Source organism: Acidovorax sp. CCYZU-2555 (assembly GCF_018413525.1).
Lineage (GTDB): Bacteria > Pseudomonadota > Gammaproteobacteria > Burkholderiales > Burkholderiaceae_C > Comamonas.
The window spans coordinates 1-19,723 of the sequence record NZ_JAHCDD010000029.1; the positions used below are offsets into that span (position 1 = coordinate 1).

General features: G+C 62.1%; 16 protein-coding genes and 1 pseudogene. 13 read left to right on the forward strand and 4 right to left on the reverse strand.

Features of this window, described 5'->3' with window-relative positions:
- Positions 1-892 (reverse strand): annotated as a pseudogene (locus tag KHY18_RS11960) (hypothetical protein); the annotation flags it as partial.
- Positions 893-1,425: 533 nt separating this feature from the next.
- On the opposite strand from KHY18_RS11960, the gene KHY18_RS11965 reads away from it, so the two are divergent.
- The 4 genes from KHY18_RS11965 (at position 1,426) to KHY18_RS11980 (ending at position 7,784) form a co-directional block, all read left to right on the forward strand.
- A complete protein-coding gene (locus tag KHY18_RS11965) occupies positions 1,426-2,730 on the forward strand; it encodes a L,D-transpeptidase Cds6 family protein (RefSeq protein ID WP_213299843.1) in 1,305 nt (434 codons plus the stop codon).
- Positions 2,731-2,831: 101 nt separating this feature from the next.
- Entirely contained in the window at positions 2,832-4,223 is a 1,392-nt protein-coding gene (locus KHY18_RS11970; protein ID WP_213299846.1) for a L,D-transpeptidase family protein, read from the forward strand.
- Positions 4,224-5,215: 992 nt separating this feature from the next.
- The gene (gene aceA, locus KHY18_RS11975) at positions 5,216-6,547 is read left to right on the forward strand and encodes an isocitrate lyase (protein ID WP_213299849.1); all 1,332 of its coding nucleotides are present in this window, start codon (positions 5,216-5,218) and stop codon (positions 6,545-6,547) included.
- Positions 6,548-6,932: 385 nt separating this feature from the next.
- Positions 6,933-7,784, forward strand: coding sequence for an alpha/beta hydrolase (locus tag KHY18_RS11980; protein WP_249729084.1), 852 nt, complete (start codon positions 6,933-6,935; stop codon positions 7,782-7,784).
- 309 nt (positions 7,785-8,093) lie between these two features.
- Here KHY18_RS11980 and KHY18_RS11985 read toward each other — a convergent pair whose 3' ends face one another.
- The gene (locus KHY18_RS11985) at positions 8,094-8,495 is read right to left on the reverse strand and encodes a DUF2845 domain-containing protein (RefSeq protein ID WP_213299855.1); all 402 of its coding nucleotides are present in this window, start codon (positions 8,493-8,495) and stop codon (positions 8,094-8,096) included.
- Positions 8,496-9,081: 586 nt separating this feature from the next.
- The gene (locus KHY18_RS11990; RefSeq protein ID WP_213299858.1) at positions 9,082-9,534 is read right to left on the reverse strand and encodes a gamma-glutamylcyclotransferase family protein; all 453 of its coding nucleotides are present in this window, start codon (positions 9,532-9,534) and stop codon (positions 9,082-9,084) included.
- A 288-nt stretch (positions 9,535-9,822) separates the two neighbouring features.
- Here KHY18_RS11990 and KHY18_RS11995 point away from each other — a divergent pair, with 288 nt between their 5' ends.
- From KHY18_RS11995 to KHY18_RS12005, 3 genes are all read left to right on the forward strand, one after another.
- Positions 9,823-10,470 carry a glutathione S-transferase family protein gene (locus KHY18_RS11995; protein ID WP_213299977.1) on the forward strand — a complete coding sequence of 216 codons (648 nt, stop codon included), beginning with the start codon at positions 9,823-9,825 and terminating at the stop codon, positions 10,468-10,470.
- Between the two features lie 8 nt (positions 10,471-10,478).
- On the forward strand, positions 10,479-10,997 hold the full coding sequence (locus KHY18_RS12000) for a GNAT family N-acetyltransferase (RefSeq protein ID WP_349630285.1): 519 nt from the start codon (positions 10,479-10,481) through the stop codon (positions 10,995-10,997).
- Positions 10,998-11,138: 141 nt separating this feature from the next.
- A complete protein-coding gene (locus KHY18_RS12005) occupies positions 11,139-12,050 on the forward strand; it encodes a bifunctional GNAT family N-acetyltransferase/nucleoside diphosphate kinase regulator (RefSeq protein ID WP_213299861.1) in 912 nt (303 codons plus the stop codon).
- Between the two features lie 34 nt (positions 12,051-12,084).
- Here KHY18_RS12005 and KHY18_RS12010 read toward each other — a convergent pair whose 3' ends face one another.
- Positions 12,085-12,762, reverse strand: coding sequence for a GntR family transcriptional regulator (locus KHY18_RS12010; RefSeq protein WP_213299863.1), 678 nt, complete (start codon positions 12,760-12,762; stop codon positions 12,085-12,087).
- A gap of 368 nt (positions 12,763-13,130) precedes the next feature.
- Here KHY18_RS12010 and KHY18_RS12015 point away from each other — a divergent pair, with 368 nt between their 5' ends.
- From KHY18_RS12015 to KHY18_RS12040, 6 genes are read left to right on the forward strand one after another with little or no spacing between them, the layout of a single operon-like run.
- Entirely contained in the window at positions 13,131-13,883 is a 753-nt protein-coding gene (locus KHY18_RS12015; RefSeq protein ID WP_213299865.1) for a DUF969 domain-containing protein, read from the forward strand.
- Positions 13,884-13,885: 2 nt separating this feature from the next.
- Complete coding sequence (locus KHY18_RS12020; protein WP_213299867.1) at positions 13,886-14,842, forward strand: DUF979 domain-containing protein; 957 nt, start codon at positions 13,886-13,888, stop codon at positions 14,840-14,842.
- A gap of 16 nt (positions 14,843-14,858) precedes the next feature.
- Positions 14,859-15,527 (forward strand): pyroglutamyl-peptidase I, encoded by a 669-nt coding sequence (pcp, locus tag KHY18_RS12025; RefSeq protein ID WP_213299869.1) that lies wholly within the window; start codon positions 14,859-14,861, stop codon positions 15,525-15,527.
- Positions 15,528-15,556: 29 nt separating this feature from the next.
- On the forward strand, positions 15,557-16,315 hold the full coding sequence (locus tag KHY18_RS12030; RefSeq protein WP_213299983.1) for a LamB/YcsF family protein: 759 nt from the start codon (positions 15,557-15,559) through the stop codon (positions 16,313-16,315).
- A 7-nt stretch (positions 16,316-16,322) separates the two neighbouring features.
- A complete protein-coding gene (locus KHY18_RS12035; RefSeq protein ID WP_213299871.1) occupies positions 16,323-17,954 on the forward strand; it encodes a 5-oxoprolinase subunit B/C family protein in 1,632 nt (543 codons plus the stop codon).
- A gap of 38 nt (positions 17,955-17,992) precedes the next feature.
- The gene (locus tag KHY18_RS12040) at positions 17,993-19,723 is read left to right on the forward strand and encodes an acetyl/propionyl/methylcrotonyl-CoA carboxylase subunit alpha (RefSeq protein WP_213299986.1); all 1,731 of its coding nucleotides are present in this window, start codon (positions 17,993-17,995) and stop codon (positions 19,721-19,723) included.

Sequence of the window (19,723 nt, forward strand, 5' to 3'; positions counted from 1 at the left end):
TGGTCGGGTCCGTTGGATCCGTAGGGTTGGTCGGATTCGTAGGATTGGTAGGGTCCGTTGGATCCGTAGGGTTGGTCGGATTCGTGGGATTGGTTGGGTCCGTTGGATCCGTAGGGTTGGTCGGATTCGTAGGATTGGTCGGGTCCGTTGGATCCGTAGGGCTGGTGGGGTTCGTCGGATTAGTTGGGTCCGTTGGATCCGTGGGGTTGGTCGGATTCGTGGGATTGGTGGGATCCGTCGGATTGGTGGTGTCTGTTGGGTTGGTAGCGTCCGTAGGATTGGTTGTATCCGTTGGATTGGTGGTATCTGTAGGGTTGGTCGTATCCGTAGGATTCGTCGGCTGCACAGGCGGCGGAGTGTCGTCGTCGTCGTTGTTGTTGGACGAAATCAGCGCGCCAGCGCCCAGACCGGCCAGGCCGGCGAGCAGAAAGTCGCCAAGCACCCAGCCGCCTGCATCGGAAGATTCCTTGGTCACCACCAGGCCCACGGCATCGGAGCCCACCGAGGCGACGTTCACATCGCCCGATGCGAGATCAAGCGCCATGACGCCCGAGCCATCGTCGGCGGTGCGCAGGCTGAGCGTGGCCTCGGTGCCTCCGGCGAACGTGCCCACCAACTGCTGTCCTTCGCTGCCCGTGAACAAGGCCTGGGCCGAGCCTTCGGGCGGAACGATGATCTTGTCGCCGATTTGCAGCCGGCTGCCGGCTTGCGCCGCCATGGCTTGGCCGTCACGAATGATCTGGACGCCGGATGAAGTCTGGGAAAGGACGACCGGACCAGTCGTGGCCGCAGTCGCTGCGCCGGCTCCAGGGCCCGTGCTGAACGCTCCGGGCTGGGAGGTTGTCAGTTGGGCGATGGCGGTGCCGGAGGATTGTGTTGCAGAGGTCGTCATATGCTCTTTCCAGATAGGTTGATCGTTCAATCGGTAAGCAACGTCGCGGGCCATAAAGCTCGTTCGCATGGTTTTTCGCAATATGTGTGCCAGTCGCTGAGCGCATCTATCTGGTTGTCGAGATATTTGTAAGGTGTTGATTTAAATAGTGTTTTTTAAAATATTTTGTGATTTGTTCACAAAGCGAGAGTGCGTTACGGCTTTTGTTCCGGTATGTGTTACGGCGTATGTTCCGTAACGTCTGGTGTTTGTGGCGTATCGTTTTTGCAGTAACAGACTGCTTATCAAGCCTGCGCATCGCCGGCATTGGTGGACCAGCCATTGAGGGCAGGGAAGGGGGGTTGATCGCTGCCCGGCCAGATACACCCTTGAAGGGCTCCGGCAACATAGGCCGCGGTATACAATTGAAAGGGTTTGGCTGCGTGTTCAGGCGGCTGCGCTGATCCCGCATGAGCGACAAACCCCTTCCCATTTCCTCCCTCCCATTCATTGCGTAAAGAGAAGAGCGCCATATGCAGATTGCATCCCAGGTTATGTTGCGTAAACGCAGTGCTGTCCCCGCGCGTTTTTCACGGCCGCTGCTCGCCGTGCTGCTGGGTTGTCTGTCGCTGGGCAGCATGCCCGCCCACGCTTCGCGCGCGGTGGATGAGGTGACGAAGTTGCTGGACCAGGGCAACGCCAAGCAGGCCGCAACGCAGGCCGACAGCTATCTCAAGCAGAACCCAGGTGATGTGGAAATGCGTTTCGTGCGCGGCGTGATCGCGTCCGAGCAGAAACAGAACGCCCAGGCAATCAAGATTTTTTCGGCGCTGGTCCGGGAATACCCGAGCATGCCCGAGCCCTATAACAATCTGGCGGTGCTGTACGCGGCAGAAGGCCAGGAGCGCAAGGCAGCTGAAGCGCTGGAGCAGGCGATTCGTACCAACCCCAGCTACACGACAGCCCATGAGAATCTGGGTGACCTGTATGCACGCATGGCCAGCGAAGCCTATTCCAAGGCCTTGCAGCTCGACAGCACGCGCCAGACCATTCCCGCCAAGCTGGCATTGATCACGCAACTGGTGCCCACCTCGCAGAATGGCGCCAAGACCGTGGTGGCGCAGGCCAACACGGCTCCTGCGGCTCCTGCGGCGCCTGCAGCGAAGGCGCCTGTTGCGGCCGTCGCGCCTGTCGCGCCCAAGATCGAAGCCAAGCCTGAAGTGAAGGCCGAGATCAAGCCTGCGCCTGTGGTCGAAACCAAGCCCGTGCCCAAGGTAGAGCCAAAGGTCGAACCAAAGGCCGTCGCCAAGACTGCACCGCCTGCGCCTGTCGCCGTGGCCGCCGCGCCGGCTGCACCTGTTGCGCCACCGGTTGTCGTCGCCGCCGCACCTGCTGCTCCTGCCGCGAAAGCCGCCGAGCCAGCGCCCGCCAAGCCGGCGGTGGCCGCCGAACCAAAGGCAACCCCTGCGGCCAAGCCCGAGCCAAAGCCCGCAGCCGAACCCAAGCCCTCGGTCGCCAAGGAAGCCGCCGAAGTCGAGTCCGCAGTCAATGCCTGGGTCACGGCCTGGGAAAAGCAGGACATGCCTGGTTATCTCGACGCTTACAGCGAGAAGTTCACACCTGCCAACGGCTCCAGCCTGGCCAAGTGGAAAGAAGACCGGCGCGTGCGCATCGTCGGCAAGAGCGGCATCTCGATTTCGCTGCAAAACATCCAGGTGTCCGTCAAGGGCGACGAGGCCACGGCCAAGTTCCGCCAGAACTATGTGGCCGGCAGCCTGAACACCACCACGCGAAAGACGCTGTCGATGCGCCACGAGCGCGGCGGCTGGCGCATCGTGCGTGAAAGCACGGGCGGCTGAAGCCGGTCGTTTTCCTGGTCCCCGCGCGCATGGTCAGAAGAAGAGAATTGTCGAGAACATTGATGAGAAGGTCGCTTTGTCGAGCGCTGCTCCTGCTGTGCATGATAGGCAGCGGCGCAGCATTTGCCTCGACCGCCCATGCGCAGACCCGGCAGGAAAAGTCGAAGCCGGCCGCCAAGTCGGCCAAGCTGACCAAACCGGCTAAGGCGGCGAAGCCCGCCAAGCGCGCGGTGTCGGTAGAGCCCAAGCCCGGAACACGGGCCAGGATCGCCGCTGCAGCCGGTGCCGCAGGCGCGGCCGGCGCGGTCGCCGTTTCTTCGTCCACAACGCCCCTGGTGCCCAATACCGCGGAAGCGCGTCTGCTGGACATCATCCAGTTGGTCAAACGCCAGGAGCTCGACGCCGCCTTAAAGGGCGCGGCACAGCTCACGGCCGATGTCCCCAACTTTCGCGCGGCCCAGTTGGTCTATGCCGATCTGCTGCGCTTCAAGACCGGCCGCATGACCGGATGGGCGAACGCGCCCACCTCCGAAGTCACGCAACTGCTGGTCAAGCATGTGCCTGCCGATCCCAAGGTAGCGCCTGCTCCGCCGCAGGAATTGCAGCAGCAGGCGCATGGCCTGCAAAAGGAACTTCAGCGCCGCGTGCATGGCGCGGGCGTGCTGCCCGCGCCGGCTGGCAGCGTGCCGCGAGAGTTCCAGTCGCTGGGCGCCTCGGTGCGCCACGCCGTGGCCATCGATGCAAGCAAGTCCCGGCTGTACCTGTTCAGCCATGAGAAGGGCAAGCTGCGCCTGATCGGCGACTTCTATATCTCGATCGGCAAGTTCGGCATGGGCAAGACGCTCGAAGGCGATCAGCGCACGCCCCAAGGTGTCTACTTCATCGGTCGCCAGATTCCGGGCCCGCGCCTGCCCGAGTTCTACGGCAAGGGGGCGCTCACGCTCAACTACCCCAATGACTGGGACAAGGCCGTGGACCGTTCCGGCGACGGCATCTGGCTGCACGGATCACCGCCCGACCAATTCGCGCGCCTGCCCGAAGCCAGCGACGGCTGCATCGTTTTGGCCAATCCCGACCTGATCCTGCTGATGAAGACGCTCGATCGCCAGACACCGGTGCTGATCCGCGACAAGCTGCAGTGGGCTGCCCCCACGGAACGCGCCCAGGCCAAGACCGCCGATACTTTTGCGCACGTGCTGGACAACTGGCAACAGGCGTGGAAAGCCGCCGACCCGGGCCTGCTCACAAAAATGTACGGCCAGGAGCCCGGCGCTGACCATCAGCCCAAGGCCCGCCTGCTGGAGTACTTCCGCTTCACGGATATCGGCGTGCAAGACCTGTCGGTCTACTCCTGGAAAGATCCGCAAGGCGAGGTCCGCATCGTCGACATGCAGATCGGCAGCCGCAAGGCCGGCAAGACCTTGCCCCTGCGCCAGTACTGGCGCCGCATGGGCGATCGCTGGCAAGTGCTTTCCGAAGAGATTCGCGGCTGAGCGCTGGTCTGTGGCCTTGCTCCACAGCAATCGCGCAGGTTCTGCATGAGGCTCGACACGAACGGGTTTTCTCCATTCGTGCTGCGGCGAGACCGTCGACTCTCGCTCGTACGGCGGCAATATCTCCGAATTCTGTTCGTCCTGAGCCCGCCGAAGGATGAACGGCCTGCGCTCAAGGCATGAGGATAGGCCGTTCTTGGTTCGACAAGCTCACCACGAACGGGTCACTGTTTTGCCGCCGTTTGCCCAAATCGACCACCTTCTAAGTCATTGATTTATTTGGCAAAAAAAGCTGTTTCTTGAGAGCTAGGTGAGCGAGGCGAGGCCTCGCAAGGCGTTAGAAAGAAACAGCGGGCCTCACCCCCCGTTCGTCCTGAGCCTGTCGAAGGATGAACGGCCTGCGCTCAAGTCATGAGGACGGGCCGTCCATGGTTCGACGCGCCCGGCCAGGCAAGCTCACCACGAACGGCTCCCAGTTTCGCCGCCGTTTGCCCAAATCGACCACCTTGTAAGTCATCGATTTAGTTGAAAAAGCTGTTTCTTGAAAGCCCAAGGCAGTGCCCCCCATGAAACCCCCACGACCAGCGACTCCTTGAGCGCAAGCTTTTCAGCGTTGTGGACGCTTCGACAGCCGCATCTCTGAGCCCTCACGGTGTCGTCTGCGCATTCGGTTCCCCGTTCGTCCTGGGCGTGTCGAATGGCCGGTTTCCTCCGCGAGCGGTGCACCAGTACACAAAATTTTGCCTGCTGAAATATCGTTTTCATAATATGAAAAATGAAAATGCTGCAGCGCACCAAAAAATATCAATACGAGAAATGTTGTTTCGTAATGCGAAAAAATTCGCTAAGTCATTGATTTGCATGGAAGTCTTATCTCTTATATAAGACATAAGACTCATGCTATTTTTTTGAAATAAATTTAAAGTAGTCTCCAAGGGCGGCAGAAATGCTCCCGCAGAAGTTCATCAACCTTGAGTCCTTGGAGAAACAACATGCCCCAATCGCTGACGCAACAATTGAGCCGTGAACAGCAAATCGCCGCACTGGAGAAGGACTGGGCGCAAAACCCCCGCTGGAAGGGAATCAAGCGCGGTTACTCTGCGGCCGACGTGGTTCGCCTGCGCGGCAGCCTGCAGCCCGAGCACACGCTGGCCCAGCGCGGCGCTGAAAAGCTCTGGCAAAAGGTCAACGGCGGTGCCAAGAAGGGCTATGTGAATTCGTTTGGCGCGATCTCCGCAGGCCAGGCAATGCAGCAGGCCAAGGCCGGCCTCGAAGCCGTGTACCTGTCGGGCTGGCAAGTCGCCGCCGACGGCAACAGCTCCGAAACCATGTATCCCGACCAGTCGCTGTACGCCTACGACTCGGTGCCCACCATGGTCCGCCGCATCAACAACACGTTCAAGCGTGCCGATGAAATCCAGTGGGGCCGCGGCCTGAACCCCGGCGATGCCGAGTTCATCGACTACTTCCTGCCCATTGTGGCCGACGCCGAAGCCGGCTTTGGTGGCGTGCTCAATGCGTTCGAGCTGATGAAGAACATGATTGCCGCGGGCGCTGCCGGCGTGCACTTCGAAGACCAGCTCGCCGCCGTGAAGAAGTGCGGCCACATGGGCGGCAAGGTGCTGGTGCCTACCCAGGAAGCCATCGAAAAGCTCAAGTCGGCACGCTTTGCCGCCGACGTGATGGGCGTGCCCACGCTGATCCTTGCGCGCACCGACGCCGAAGCCGCGAACCTGATCACTTCCGACCACGATGCCAACGATAAGCCGTTCCTGACCGGCGAGCGCACCCAGGAAGGCTTCTACCGTGTCAAGAACGGCGTCGAGCAGGCGATCAGCCGCGGCGTGGCCTACGCTCCCTACGCCGATCTGGTGTGGTGCGAAACCGGCACGCCCGACCTGGGCTTTGCCCGTGAGTTCGCCCAGGCCGTGCATGCCGCTTGCCCAGGCAAGCTGCTGAGCTACAACTGCTCGCCGTCGTTCAACTGGAAGAAGAACCTCGACGACAAGACGATTGCCTCCTTCCAGGAAGAGCTCTCGGCAATGGGCTACAAGTACCAGTTCATCACGCTGGCCGGCATCCACATCAACTGGTTCAACACCTTCCAGTTCGCCCATGCATACGCCAACGGCGAAGGCATGAAGCACTACGTGAACATGGTCCAGGAACCCGAATTCGCCGCGCGTGAAAAGGGCTACACCTTCGTGTCGCACCAGCAGGAAGTGGGTGCGGGCTACTTCGACGATGTGACCACGGTGATCCAGGGCGGCACGTCGAGCGTGAAGGCCTTGACCGGCTCTACCGAAGAAGAGCAGTTCCACTGATCTTTATAGGCTCCTGGCGCTCGATAGGGCGCTGGGGGAGGACTGGGGGGAAAACCACTTGATGCCGTTGGTGTCAGGTGGTTTTTGCTTTGTGGGACTGGATTCAGCTGTGGAGGCTGCGGTCCTATCGTCACTGACCGTTCGAGCCTCGCAGGCCTATGGCAGCGATGCAGCGATTGCAGTCACTGAAGCGTCTACCGTGGACTTCCGCATCTAGCCAAGAGTTGTCGGTGGCGGTATGTTGAGCCGGTCGTTCAATGTTTCGGTTTTTGCAGTAGCGCCAAGTTGAAGTAGGCAAATGAATCCAAAAGGCGTTTAGTGGCGTATAGAGTACATGCCATTTTTTCCTCAAGTTTCCACCCCTATGACCCGCCGCCTAAGCCTCATGGGCATCGGCTCCGCCATCACAGCCCTGGTGTCCGGGTGTTCTGGTGCCAAGGTGTTGGACCATCTGGTGGCCCATGACACCTACCACGGCCCAAAGGGCGTGCGCTACGGGGCCGATCCGCGGCATCTGCTGGACGTGTACCAGCCAGATAGCGGCACAGTGCCCGGCAATGCACCCGTAGTGCTATTTTCTCACGGTGGCAACTGGACGCGCGGCGAGCGGGCCGAGTACCGATTCGTCGGCGAAGCCCTGGCAGCCAACGGCATAATCGCTGTGGTGGCCGACTACCGGCTGAGCCCCCATGTGTGCTACGACGGGTTTTTGGGCGATTGCGCATTGGCCCTGCAGTGGACCTTGTCGCATGCAATCAGCCTGGGCGGCGACCCTGCGCGGGTGATGGTGATGGGCCATTCCGCCGGGGCTTACAACGCCGCCATGCTGGCCCTGGATCCGCGTTGGCTGGCGCCTTTACGCTTGACACCCGATCGGCTTGCCGGCTGGATAGGCCTGGCCGGGCCGTACGACTTTTTGCCGATTGTCGACCCCGAGGTACGGGTTGCTTTTGGCTGGCCGCAAACCCCGGCGGATTCCCAGCCCATCTTCTATGCCAACGCAAAGGCCCCCCGCACCTTGCTGCTGGCAGCACGCAAGGACAAGGTGGTGGATACGCAACGTAACACCGTCGCCCTGGCGAACCGGTTGCGGGCTGCGGGTACCGAGGTAGATATGCGGATCTTTGACCGCCTCAGCCATGTGACGACCGTTGCCGCCCTGGCCCGGCCCCTGGACTGGCTAGCCCCGGTACTGCCGACCGTGGTGGCCTTTGTGCGCAGTGAATCAACACTTTGATGAATACAACGGCTTGAGGCATGGGGTCAGGGTTGCCCATTGCGGTTTCTCGATCTCGTTGGGCGCTTACCCTGCCGGCTTATTGCATTCAGAAGAAGACATGATTTCCCTTGGTACCAGTCAGTGCGGGGCAAGTTTCAGAGTAAACACGAAATTTGACAACGACTTAAAGGGAAGCCGGAGTCGGGAACGACTCAGACCATTCTTAAGCAGTCACCTGACGGAATGCATTTAAGACTGCTTCTGGCCGATACCAGCCATCTTGCGCAACTCAGGGAGGAGGCTACCGCCGGCGCACAAAGCAAGCTTTCATTTGTTGCGGTCACCATCGCGCACAGATTCAATTACTCCATTATGGATACGAACGATTCCAAAGAATGCACCGGGCCCTCGGTTGTATGTCCATTCATCCATGGGGACGCACTGATTCGCAAGAATCGCGCTAGGGCTACCCGCACGATAGGGCGTCACAACCCAGCCTAGCTGCAGCATCGAAACGCAGACGCCTTGACGATAAATCGGTTCTCCGCACTTCTGAAGCAACGACACAGGCGAATCTCCCTTGCTCACGAGCGACCCGTTGCAGGCCATGGACTGGGAAGCCTCTACAGTTGGAGCGAGGATGGCTACCGAAGCCGCCGCCAACCATGAGGCCCAGCGGCGAGGACGCAGTGCCAACGACGGGCTGATGGAGCTTTCTGTGTTGAACATTGAGAAATCCTGTGCTTTGTACCGCTCCCAGCCGGAGCGCAATGGTCGGTTGTTCTAGGCGCACGTGAATGTCGGCTGGTAGCCGAGAGCGTGAATAGAGTACCGAGCCGAAAGCAGCCGCTGAGACAATGCGGCGGGTTGGGCTTTGTCCGCCTTCGATGATTTCCACGATCCTTTGCGTTCAGCTAAAACCGAAAACTCCGATTGTTGTCGGATTTTGCTCAAGTGCGACGGTGTACCCTCAAGCAATGTCCCTTCACATACAACAATGCAACCCTGGGCCGTCAGCGAGCACGGCGAACAGCCCGATGGACATTCTGTTTCTTTAGCGGCTCCTGGCGCTCACGAGGACGCTGGGGGCGGAAAAGGGTGAAACCACTTGATGCTCGGTGTGAGGTGGTTTTTGCTTTGTTGGGCAGCCATGCTTGGAGCACGGCTTCATCGTCGCGGTGATCATCTACATTCAATGATTGAACTGCGAATAACGTCGCAGGCGTCAAATGCATCGTCTATCGTTGCGGGTCTGACCTTGACGTTCATGATGCCCCCCGGATTTTGAATGCCAGCGGTATGCCGCAATTTTCTCTCAGAATGCCAATGGCGCAGCCTGCTGGGCTTCACGACTGCGGTACATCGCTGCGTGTTCGTGCGTGTATTCCTGCAATGGACCAAGCCGGGCATTTGCAACGGAAAATTGCGCTCGAGGCTTGATGTAGGCAAGCACGAAAAACCTCGTCCTTTGGGCGTCTTGCCGCGCCTCGACCTCGAGCATCACGCGGCGGTACCCATCCGCGTGCGTGATTCGCTCCAGTTCGTCCATCGCGGCCAAAGAGGCTTCGTCGACTTCGAACACCTGACCTACCACTCGTTCGCCTTCGCCCACAGCATCTACCAGCCAAGGTGAGAAACGTTCACCGACCAGATACAGCGGATAGCGCTCGACGGTGATGAAATCTCCCGCAATGCGCTTGCCGTTGTTGACCGCGAAGTTGGGAAAGCCTTGCTTCAGAGTGCCGAAAACGAAGACAAGTGATGACATGGAGGTTCTATGCAGAGCGGGTTAAAGCCGTGAAGGGTAGCGGAATGTCCTCGGTTGTGCGGATTCGTCTGCCAGCTGTCCTTGCGAATGACCCCAACTTACGGGCTCGGCGCCACTGATCTTCACTGGCCTGTGGCGCCCATGAGGGTGCTGGGGCAGGGCAGGCTCATAAAACACTTGATGCGTTGGCATCAGGTGTTTTTTTGCAAGACTGAGATTCGTCCAGAAGCAGGCCCTGTTTCCATTTACATTGAAATCATAAAGAACACGAAATTCGAGAGGTCTGGAATGCTCAAAGTGTGGGGTCGACGCAGTTCGTTCAATGTGCAAAAAGTATTGTGGCTTGTTGGTGAATTGGGCCTTGCGCACGAACACATACCCGCCGGTGGCAGTTTCGGCGTCAAGGACACAGCGGAATTCTTGGCGATGAATCCGCATGGCCGGGTTCCGCTGATCGACGACCATGGAACCATCGTTTGGGAGTCGCACGCCATCTTGAGATATCTGGCGGCACGCCATGGAACGCCCGATTTCTGGAGTGAAGATCCAGCACTGCAGTCCCAGGCGGATCGCTGGATGGACTGGTCCCAAACCAGCCTGCAACCGGCCTTCCTGACGGGCGTGTTCTGGGGCTTCTACCGCACTCCGCCAGACTTGCGAAATGGGGCAGCCATCGAGAAAAACCTGGCGCTGTGCGCTCAGTACTTTCGTCTTCTGGATCAAGTGCTTTCGAATCAACCGTTTCTTGCAGGCGACCGCCTGACTTTGGCCGATATCCCCGCGGGCACCGCGCTGTATCGTTATTTCGAACTGGAGATAGACAGGCCTTCTCTTCCGAATGTCGAAGCCTGGTACGAACGCCTGCAGCAGCGCGCTGCCTATCAAGAGCACGTGATGATTCCCTTTGATGAGTTGCGGGGGCGGCTCGATTACTAGTTGCCCATATGAAGACCGCTGTCCAATGTGGCGAACAGCAGAAAGCATTCATGAAAATCCGCAGATTTCAGGTCGGAGATGAAACCTCGTTGTTTCGCGTCTACTTCTCGGCGGTTCATCTCGTGGCCTCACGGGACTACAGCGCGCAGCAGGTTCAAGCCTGGGCTCCGGCAGACCTGGACATGGACCTGTGGGGCGCTCGAATGCGGGAAATTCGCCCCTTTGTCGCAGAGATGGATGGCGAAGTGGTCGGTTATGCCGACGTACAGCTGGACGGATACATGGACCACTTCTTTGTTTCCGGCACCCATGGGCGCCAAGGCATTGGGCGAAGGTTGATGCAGCGCATTCATGAAGAAGCCATGTCTTTGGGCCTGACCGAATTGACGTCGGATGTCAGCAAGACCGCGGAGCCCTTTTTCATTCTTCATGGTTTTGAGGTGGTCGAGCGGCGTTTCCCGGTTCGGCGCGGCGTGACGCTGCAGAACGCGTTGATGCGCAAGCGCCTTGCACTCGGCGACGGGTGAACCCAAAGCCGCGGCGAGCGGGCGCCTGGCTGACACCGTAATGAAGATCGGCACCTTGCCTTAGAATGTCGGCTTTCCCGAAAGAACCGTCATGGCCACTGCCATGAAGGGCTTTCATACTTGCAACCAAATGTGGTGAAGATGAGCAAGCCTTTCATTTCGCTGTGTCCGGAGATCACCCGGGCACATGCGCTGAATTTGATGGATTGGTTGGATGACGAGAGTGTCGTCCGCTATTTGAGCGATTCGCGCCATGTGTCGCGGTTCATTGAGCAGGTCATCGGGCGGGTGCAGTTGCCCATCCTGACCCATCTGTTCAACCAGGGCGGCCGGTTTTTCATGGCCTATGACCGGCATGACGTACCCATAGGCTTCGTGCGTCTCGTCAAGACGGGCGCCGACTGCGAGATCGTCCTGGTCATCGGAGACCGCGACAACTGGGGCCGCAGGCTTGGCGCCAGCGCCATTCGCGAAGGCATGAAGCTCGCCTTCTTCGAAATGCGGGCCGAGAAGCTCAGGGCCAAGATCCACGCAGACAATGAACGCTCGCTCAAGGCCTTCCTGCGCTGCGGTTTCGTGCTGGAGAGCGAAACGCCCACACTGAAGTCGTTTTCCATGACTTCGGCGTGCTATCTGCGGTTTCTGCGTGAAAGCGCGGTGGACGACCCCTGCGGTATCTACATCACTGAAATCGACAAGGCCAGGCTCAGGAGTCTCGTCGCGCTCGAGCCGGACCCGGCTGTGTTCGAGCTGGAGCATGAGATCGAGCGGGCCATCGTTGTCGATGCGCAGCAAGTGGCACGCGATGTCGTCACGATGAACTCCAGGGCCTTGCTGCATCTGGACGACGAGCCGGTGGAAGTGGCCTTGGTCTACCCGCAGGATGCGGACGGCAGCGCCGGAAAGCTGTCGGTATGCTCCGGCATAGGCACGGCGATCCTGGGCTACAAGGAAGGCGACTTCATCGACTGGCGCATTCCTGACCGCACCCGCCGTATCCGTATCGAGAAAGTGCTGTATCAGCCCGAAGCCGCGGGCGACTTTCACCTATAGAGGTGCCAGCCATCCGTCGGGATGGCTTTTTTCGTTACGCGTCGTTCGCAATCTGCCGCGCATACACGGCGAGCACGATGCGCTCGGAATGCACCAGATAGTCGTTGAGCGCGGCCGAGGCCTCGGTCATCTTGTCGGCTTCGACCATTTCCATGAGGCGCTGGTTCATGCTCACGTAAGGCGCGTGCAGGAACTCCGGATCGTTGAGCAATCCGAAGGCCAGCCGCAGCTCGACCAGCAGGTGGGAAAAGAAGCTGTTGAGGCGTTCGCTGTCTGCCATTTCGACCAGCGCCATATGGAAATCCATGTTCGCCGTGCCCACGCCTTGCCAGTCGCCCGCGTCGCGGCAGGCATGGGCGTTGTCGACCGCCTGGCGCATGCGCTTCTTGGCGGGGTGGTAGGGGTAGGCCTGGGCCAGGGCCTGGCATTCGATCATGCGGCGCACGCGGTAGATGTCGATGATCGAGGCGATGCTGGGCGTGGCCACGAAGACGCCGCGGTTGGGCGCGTGCTTGAGCAGGCCTTCCTTGGTCAGCGAGCGGAATACTTCACGCAGCGTGTTGCGTGAGATGTCCAGGCTTTCGCTCAGCGCTGCTTCGGACAGCTTTTGACCCGGCACGAACTCTCCTTGAACGATCTTTTGCCTGACCATGTCGGCCACGCGTTCGTTGAGGCTGGTGGCGGCGACGGAAAGTTCAGGAACGGAGGTCATCAATGGTGCGGGTGATCGTGAAAGGACATGCCATAGCGCGGTTGCCTGGGCGGCAAGCCATTGTGCCGCCAATCCGCCCGATTGCCCTCGAAGACGACGTGGCTTATGCCGGGGGAATGAGGGTAACTACTGATTTTACAGGGGCTCAAATGGCTTGCACAATCCAGTCATTGTTCATTCATTGTCTGATGAGTGCTCAACCTTTCAATTTTATTGTTCAACAAAAATGCAAGGGCTGGTCAAACCAGCCCTTGCGCCGTTCTTCGTCCCATGGGGCTGAGCGCGGGGCGAGGGGATCGCGTGGCAGTGGCCACCGGCCTGCCTGATGCCCCCGGCCCGGCGCGTGGGATCCAACGAAAGGTTTTCAAATGATTGCAGACGTCAGTCTCTGGCCCCTGATCGGGGTCGGCGTCATCATCCTGGGCTTCATCCTGCGCTTCAACCCGATGCTGGTGGTGATCGTCACCGCCATCGCCACGGCTTTTGCCGCGGGCTTCGGGCCGGAGAAGATCCTCGCCACCATAGGCACGGGTTTCATCAAGACCCGCAACCTGCCGCTGATCATCCTGCTGCCGCTGGCCGTGATCGGCCTGCTTGAGCGCCATGGCTTGCGCCAGCACGCGCAGAACTGGATCAGCTCCATCAAGTCGGCCACGGCCGGCCGCCTGCTGGTCGTGTATCTGGCCGCGCGTGAGCTCACGGCCGCCATGGGGCTGACCAGCCTCGGCGGTCACCCGCAGATGGTGCGTCCGCTGCTGGCCCCCATGGCCGAAGGCGCGGCCGAGACCAAGTACGGCACGCTGCCCCAGCGCATCCGCCACAAGCTGCGCGCCAATGCGGCGGCAACCGACAACGTGGGCCTGTTCTTCGGCGAAGACATCTTCGTGGCGTTCGGCGCCATCGTGCTGATGGTCACGTTCCTGCGTGAAGCCGGCATCGAAGTCGAGCCCATCCATGTCGCGCTGTGGGGCATTCCCACGGCCATCTGTGCGTTCCTGATCCACGGCTGGCGCATGTACCGCCTTGACAAGGTGCTCGACAAGGAACTCGGAGGCGGCCGTGCCGCGCAAGAAGTCGCCGCTGAACAAGCGGCTGCGGACAAGAGCGTGGAGGCGCGCTGATCATGATTCTGTCGATTCAACATCTTTACTACCTCGTCGGCATCATCCTCGCGATCACCGCGCTGATGACGCTGGCCGACAAGGGCCACACGCGCCGCTATACCAGCGCCGCTTTCTGGGGCCTGTATTCGCTGGTCTTCCTGATCGGTGAAAAGCTGCCGCCCGAGTGGGTGGGCGTGGGCGTGATCGTCATGGCGCTGATCGCCGGCTTCGGCGGCGTGGGCGTGGGCAAGCACAAGCCGCGCACCGACGCCGAATACATGGCCAGCGCCAAGCGCCTGGGCAACAAGCTGTTCGCGCCCGCACTGGCGATTCCGCTGGTGACCGTGATCGGCACCTTGCTGCTGCACAACATCAAGATCGGTGATGCGCTGCTGCTCGATCCCAAGAACACCACGCTGGTGAGCCTGGGCCTGGGCTGTATCGTGGCCTTGGGCCTGGCCTGCTACATGACACGCGAGACGCCGGTGCAGGGCATGCGAGAATCGCGCCGGCTCACCGACGCACTCGGCTGGGCCGTGGTGCTGCCGCAGCTGCTGGGCATGCTGGGTCTGGTGTTCTCCGACGCCGGCGTGGGCAAGGCCGTGGCCTATGTGACCACAAGCTATATCAACATGGACATCCGCTTTGTCGCGGTCGCGGTCTACGTGCTGGGCATGGCGCTGTTCACCATCATCATGGGCAATGGCTTTGCGGCGTTCCCGGTGATGACGGGCGGCGTGGGCGTGCCAATTTTGATCGGCGTGTACGGTGGTGACCCTGCCGTGATGGCGGCCATCGGCATGTTCTCCGGCTACTGCGGAACCTTGCTGACGCCCATGGCGGCGAACTTCAACATCGTGCCCGCGGCACTGCTGGAGTTGCCGGACAAGAATGCGGTGATCAAGGCGCAGGCGCCGACCGCGCTGGCGCTGCTGGTGGTCAATATCTTCCTGTTGTATTTCCTGATGTTCCGTTGAATGGGAGAGGCAAATCATGAGTGAAGCGGTGAACATCCTGGTCATGGGCTTCGAGCCTTTCGAGCAGGACACGATCAACCCGGCCTGGGAAGTCGCGCGCGCGCTCGAAGGCTGGAGTTTCGAGAGCGAAGGCCGCACGGCACGCGTGCACGGCCTGCAGCTGCCCTGCGTCTTCGGGGCGTCCATCGCGGCGTTGAAGCAAGCCATGGCGCAGCACCAGCCGCAGCTCGTGGTCTGCCTGGGTCTGGCCGGCACGCGCAACGAGATCACGCCCGAGCGCGTGGCGATCAATATCGACGACGCGCGCATTCGCGACCATGCGCAGGCCCAGCCCATCGACGTGCCTGTCGTCGAGGGTGGCCCGGTCGCCTACTGGTCGACCTTGCCGATCAAGGCCATCGTGCGCGACCTGCGTGCGGCAGGCGTTCCGGCATCGGTCTCGAACACCGCGGGCACTTTTGTCTGCAATCATATTTTCTATGCGCTGATGCATGCGCTGGCGGCCGAGGGCAACCGCGCGCGCGGTGGCTTCGTGCATCTGCCCCTGCTGCCCGAACAGTCGGCGCGCCTGCCGGGCACGTCCAGCATGGCGCTGTCCACCCAGGTCGAAGGTATTCAGCAGCTGCTGCGCACCGCGCTGACGGTGAAGGCCGATGTGGTGGAGACCGGCGGCAAGCTGCATTGAACGACATTCAATAAAGGAAAAGCACGATGTTGAAGATGGATTTGAACAGCGATCTGGGTGAGAGCCTGGGCGCCTGGCGCATGGGCGACGACGCGGCCATGCTGAAGATTGTCAGCAGCGCCAACGTGGCCTGCGGCTTCCATGCGGGCGACACCGCGGGCATCCTCAAGACCTTGCACGAAGCCAAGGCCAATGGCGTGACCGTGGGCGCGCATGTGTCCTATCGCGATCTCGTGGGCTTCGGCCGGCGCAACATGGATGTCGCCAGCGAAGACCTGGTGGCCGACGTGATCTATCAGATCGGCGCGCTACAGGGCCTGGCCACGGCCGCGGGCACCAGCGTGCGCTACGTCAAGCCGCATGGCGCGCTCTACAACATGATTGCCCATGACGCACGCCAGGCGCGCGATGTGATCAATGCGATTCTCGCCATCGATGCCAGCCTGGTGCTGGTGTGCCTCGCGGGCTCGCCGCTGATCGGCTGGGCGCGCGACGCGGGCCTGACCACGGTGTCGGAAGCGTTTGCCGACCGCGGCTACATGCCCGACGGCAGCCTGGTTTCGCGGCGCGAAAAAGGCGCGGTGCTGCACGACGCGGAACAGGTCGCGAACCGCATGCTGCGCCTGGTGCGCGAAGGCGTGGTCGCCGATCTGAATGGCAACGACGTGCGCATCCAGGCCGACTCGATCTGCGTGCATGGCGACAGCCCCGGCGCGGTCGAGATGGCGCGTGCCGTGCGCGCGCGCCTGCAGGCCGAAGGTGTCGCGATCTCGCCGTTTGTGAACTGAGTCGCCCATGCGTTTCCTGCCTGTCAATCTGAATGCGGTGCTGGTCGAACTCGATGACCTGGCCCAGACCCTGGCCCTGCTGCAGTCGCTGCAGACCGAGGCCGTGGCTGGCGTCGAGGAGCTGATTCCCGCGGCGCGCACCATCTTGGTCTATTTCAACCCGACGCTGACGCAATTGCCGCAGCTGATCGATGCCATCGGCGCGCGCAGCGTGGGCGCGCAGGTCGAGCGCTCCAGCCACCGCGTGCAGATTCCCGTGCATTACGACGGCGAAGACCTGCAGGAAGTCGCAGATCTGCTGGGCGTCGCGCCCGCGGACGTGGTGCGCATGCACACTGGCGGCGAGTATTCCGTCGCCTTCACGGGCTTCGCGCCCGGCTTTGCTTATCTGTCGGGCGGCGATGCACGCCTTGACGTTCCCCGGCGCAAGACGCCGCGCACGCGCATTCCCGCGGGCGCGGTGGGCCTGGCCGGCACGTTCAGCGGCGTCTATCCGCAGGCCAGCCCCGGCGGCTGGCAGATCATAGGCACGACACCCGTGAAGATGTGGGATCTGGAGCGCGTCGCGCCCTCGCTACTGCGCCCCGGCTACGGCGTGCAGTTTGTCGATGTCGCCACCTTGTCGCCCGAAGCGCTGGCCGCGCTGATGACCGCTTGCGCGGGCGAACGCGTGGCGCCCGCGGCCAGCGATGACGCAGCCGCTGCCGGCGCCGTCTTTCGCGTTGAGGCGCCGGGCCTGCAGACCTTGTTCCAGGACGGCGGCCGTCTGGGCCATGCAGGGCAGGGCGTGGGCGCGTCGGGCGCGATGGACCGCGGCGCGCTGCGCGCGGCCAACCGCGTGGTGGGCAATGTCGCGCAAGGTCTGGGCGTTGACACCGCCTGTCTCGAAGTCGCCTATGGCGGTCTCACGCTCGAGGCCTTGCAGCCCGCGGTGGTCGCCGTGACAGGCGCCGACGCGCTGATCGAAGTGCTGACGGCGCAGGGCCGGCGCTATGCCGCGAACACTTATGCGGCGCTGGCGCTCGATGCCGGCGATCGCCTGATCGTGGGCACGCCCCAGGCCGGCTCGCGCAACTATGTCGCCGTGCGCGGCGGCTGGAGCGTGGCGCCGGTGCTGGGCAGTGCGTCCACCGATACGCTGGCGCGCGTCGGCCCGGCCGCGCTGGCCGCGGGCGATGCATTGCGGGTAGGCAGCGCTGCCGGTCTGCCGCCTGTGGCGCTGGCCGAGCAGGCCGCGTTCGGCATGCCGCGAGCGAACGAAGAGATCTGTCTCGACGTGGTGTTGGGCCCGCGCACCGACTGGTTCGCCGAGCAGGCGCTGGCGACGCTGTGCGGCCAGGCCTGGGCGGTCACGCCCCAGTCCAACCGCGTGGGCATTCGCCTGCAGGGCGATGTGGCGTTGACGCGCGCGCAGGCCAAGGAGCTGCCCAGCGAAGGCACGGCGCGCGGCGCGATCCAGGTGCCGGCGAGCGGCCAGCCCGTGCTGTTTCTTGCCGACCATCCGCTGACCGGCGGCTATCCCGTGATCGCCAGCGTGGCGAGCTACCACCTCGATCTGGCCGGGCAGATTCCGGTCAACGCCCGCGTGAAGTTCCGCGTGGTCCGTGCGTTCGATGTCGTCGAGACGGCGCCGGCCTGAGCCGCAGTCCAAGACACCACCAGTAAAGAATTGAAATGATGAAAAAAGTCCTGATTGCGAACCGTGGCGAGATCGCCGTGCGCGTGGCGCGCGCCTGCGCCGACTATGGCGTGAAGTCCGTTGCCGTCTATGCCGACGCCGACATCGATGCGCTGCACACGCGCATGGCCGACGAAGCTTACGGCCTCGATGGCGACCGTCCTGCCGACACCTATCTGCACATCGCCAAGCTGCTCGAAATCGCGCGCAAGAGCGGCGCCGATGCCGTGCATCCGGGCTATGGCTTCCTGTCGGAAAGCGCGGCCTTCGCCCAGGCCGTGATCGACGCGGGTCTGGTCTGGATCGGCCCTTCGCCGCAAGCCATCAGCCGCCTGGGCGACAAGGTCCAGGCGCGCAAGCTCGCGATCAGTGTCGGCGCGCCTTTGGTCGCCGGCACGGCCGAACCGGTCAAGGATGCGCAGGAAGTCATTGATTTCGCCAAGCAGCATGGTCTGCCCGTGGCGATCAAGGCCGCGTTCGGCGGCGGCGGCCGCGGCATCAAGGTCGCATGGAAGCTCGAGGAAGTGGCCGAGCTGTATGAGTCGGCGGTGCGCGAAGCCGTGACGGCCTTCGGCCGCGGCGAATGCTTTCTGGAACAGTTTCTCGACCATCCGCGCCATGTCGAAGCCCAGGTGCTCGCCGACCAGCACGGCAATGTGCTGGTGCTGGGCACGCGCGACTGCTCGCTGCAGCGGCGCAATCAGAAGCTGGTCGAAGAGGCGCCCGCGCCATTCCTGAGCGATGAGCAGCGCGCGCGCATCCACCAGTCGGCCAAGGACATCTGCGCAGCCGCGGGCTATACCGGCGCGGGCACGGTGGAGTTCCTGCTGAGTCAGAACGGCGCGATTTCCTTCCTCGAAGTGAACACCCGACTGCAGGTCGAGCATCCCGTGACCGAAGAGACCACGGGCATCGATCTGGTCGTCGAGCAGCTGCGCATCGCCGACGGCCTGCCGCTGCGCGTGCTCGAGACGCCGGTGCCCCGCGGCCACGCGCTCGAGTTCCGCATCAACGCCGAAGACGTGGGCCGCGGCTTCGTGCCCACGCCCGGCGCGATCACGCTGTTCGAAGCCCCGTCGGGTCCTGGCGTGCGCGTCGACTCCGGCGTGGTCACGGGCTCCATCATTCCCGGCACCTTCGACTCGCTGATGGCCAAGCTGATCGTGACCGGCGCGACGCGCGAGCAGGCGATCGTGCGCGCACGCCGCGCGCTCAAGGAATTCCGCATCGAAGGCGTGGCGTCGGTATTGCCGTTCCATCGCGCGGTGCTCGAACAATCCGACTTCACCGCCGAGACGGCGCAGGACTTCAAGGTGCATACGCGCTGGATCGAGACCGATTTCGCGCAAGACCTCGAAGCCGCGGCGCGCGTGACGCCGGTGGCCGACACCAGCTTGCAGCGCACGGTCATGGAAATCGACGGCCGGCGCGTGACGCTGGGCCTGCCCACGGCCTTGCTCGCGGGTCTGTCGTCGGGCGCGGCGCGTGCCGCCGATGCGCCAGCAGCCGCTGCCGTGGACGCCACGGCCGTCGCCGCACCCGTGAGCGGTACCGTGCATGCCTGGAAGGTCGCCGACGGCGATACCGTGCAGGCCGGTGACCTGATTGCTGTCATGGAAGCCATGAAAATGGAGATGCAGGTGACCGCGCACCGCGCTGGAACGATCACCATACGCGCTGCGTTGGGTGCCTACCAGCAGCAGGGCGCGGCGATTGCCCACATCGTTTAG

Bases quoted from the DNA above. Each gene is read 5' to 3' on its own strand.
- KHY18_RS11970 (WP_213299846.1), top strand. From the start codon at position 2,832: ATGATAGGCAGCGGCGCAGCATTTGCCTCGACCGCCCATGCGCAGACC.
- KHY18_RS12035 (WP_213299871.1), top strand. From the start codon at position 16,323: ATGCGTTTCCTGCCTGTCAATCTGAATGCGGTGCTGGTCGAACTCGAT.
- KHY18_RS12015 (WP_213299865.1), top strand. From the start codon at position 13,131: ATGATTGCAGACGTCAGTCTCTGGCCCCTGATCGGGGTCGGCGTCATC.
- KHY18_RS12005 (WP_213299861.1), top strand. From the start codon at position 11,139: ATGAGCAAGCCTTTCATTTCGCTGTGTCCGGAGATCACCCGGGCACAT.
- aceA (WP_213299849.1), top strand. From the start codon at position 5,216: ATGCCCCAATCGCTGACGCAACAATTGAGCCGTGAACAGCAAATCGCC.
- KHY18_RS11980 (WP_249729084.1), top strand. From the start codon at position 6,933: ATGGGCATCGGCTCCGCCATCACAGCCCTGGTGTCCGGGTGTTCTGGT.
- KHY18_RS11990 (WP_213299858.1), bottom strand. From the start codon at position 9,534: ATGTCATCACTTGTCTTCGTTTTCGGCACTCTGAAGCAAGGCTTTCCC.
- pcp (WP_213299869.1), top strand. From the start codon at position 14,859: ATGAGTGAAGCGGTGAACATCCTGGTCATGGGCTTCGAGCCTTTCGAG.
- KHY18_RS12000 (WP_349630285.1), top strand. From the start codon at position 10,479: ATGAAGACCGCTGTCCAATGTGGCGAACAGCAGAAAGCATTCATGAAA.
- KHY18_RS12020 (WP_213299867.1), top strand. From the start codon at position 13,886: ATGATTCTGTCGATTCAACATCTTTACTACCTCGTCGGCATCATCCTC.
- KHY18_RS12040 (WP_213299986.1), top strand. From the start codon at position 17,993: ATGAAAAAAGTCCTGATTGCGAACCGTGGCGAGATCGCCGTGCGCGTG.
- KHY18_RS11985 (WP_213299855.1), bottom strand. From the start codon at position 8,495: ATGTTCAACACAGAAAGCTCCATCAGCCCGTCGTTGGCACTGCGTCCT.
- KHY18_RS11995 (WP_213299977.1), top strand. From the start codon at position 9,823: ATGCTCAAAGTGTGGGGTCGACGCAGTTCGTTCAATGTGCAAAAAGTA.
- KHY18_RS12010 (WP_213299863.1), bottom strand. From the start codon at position 12,762: ATGACCTCCGTTCCTGAACTTTCCGTCGCCGCCACCAGCCTCAACGAA.
- KHY18_RS11965 (WP_213299843.1), top strand. From the start codon at position 1,426: ATGTTGCGTAAACGCAGTGCTGTCCCCGCGCGTTTTTCACGGCCGCTG.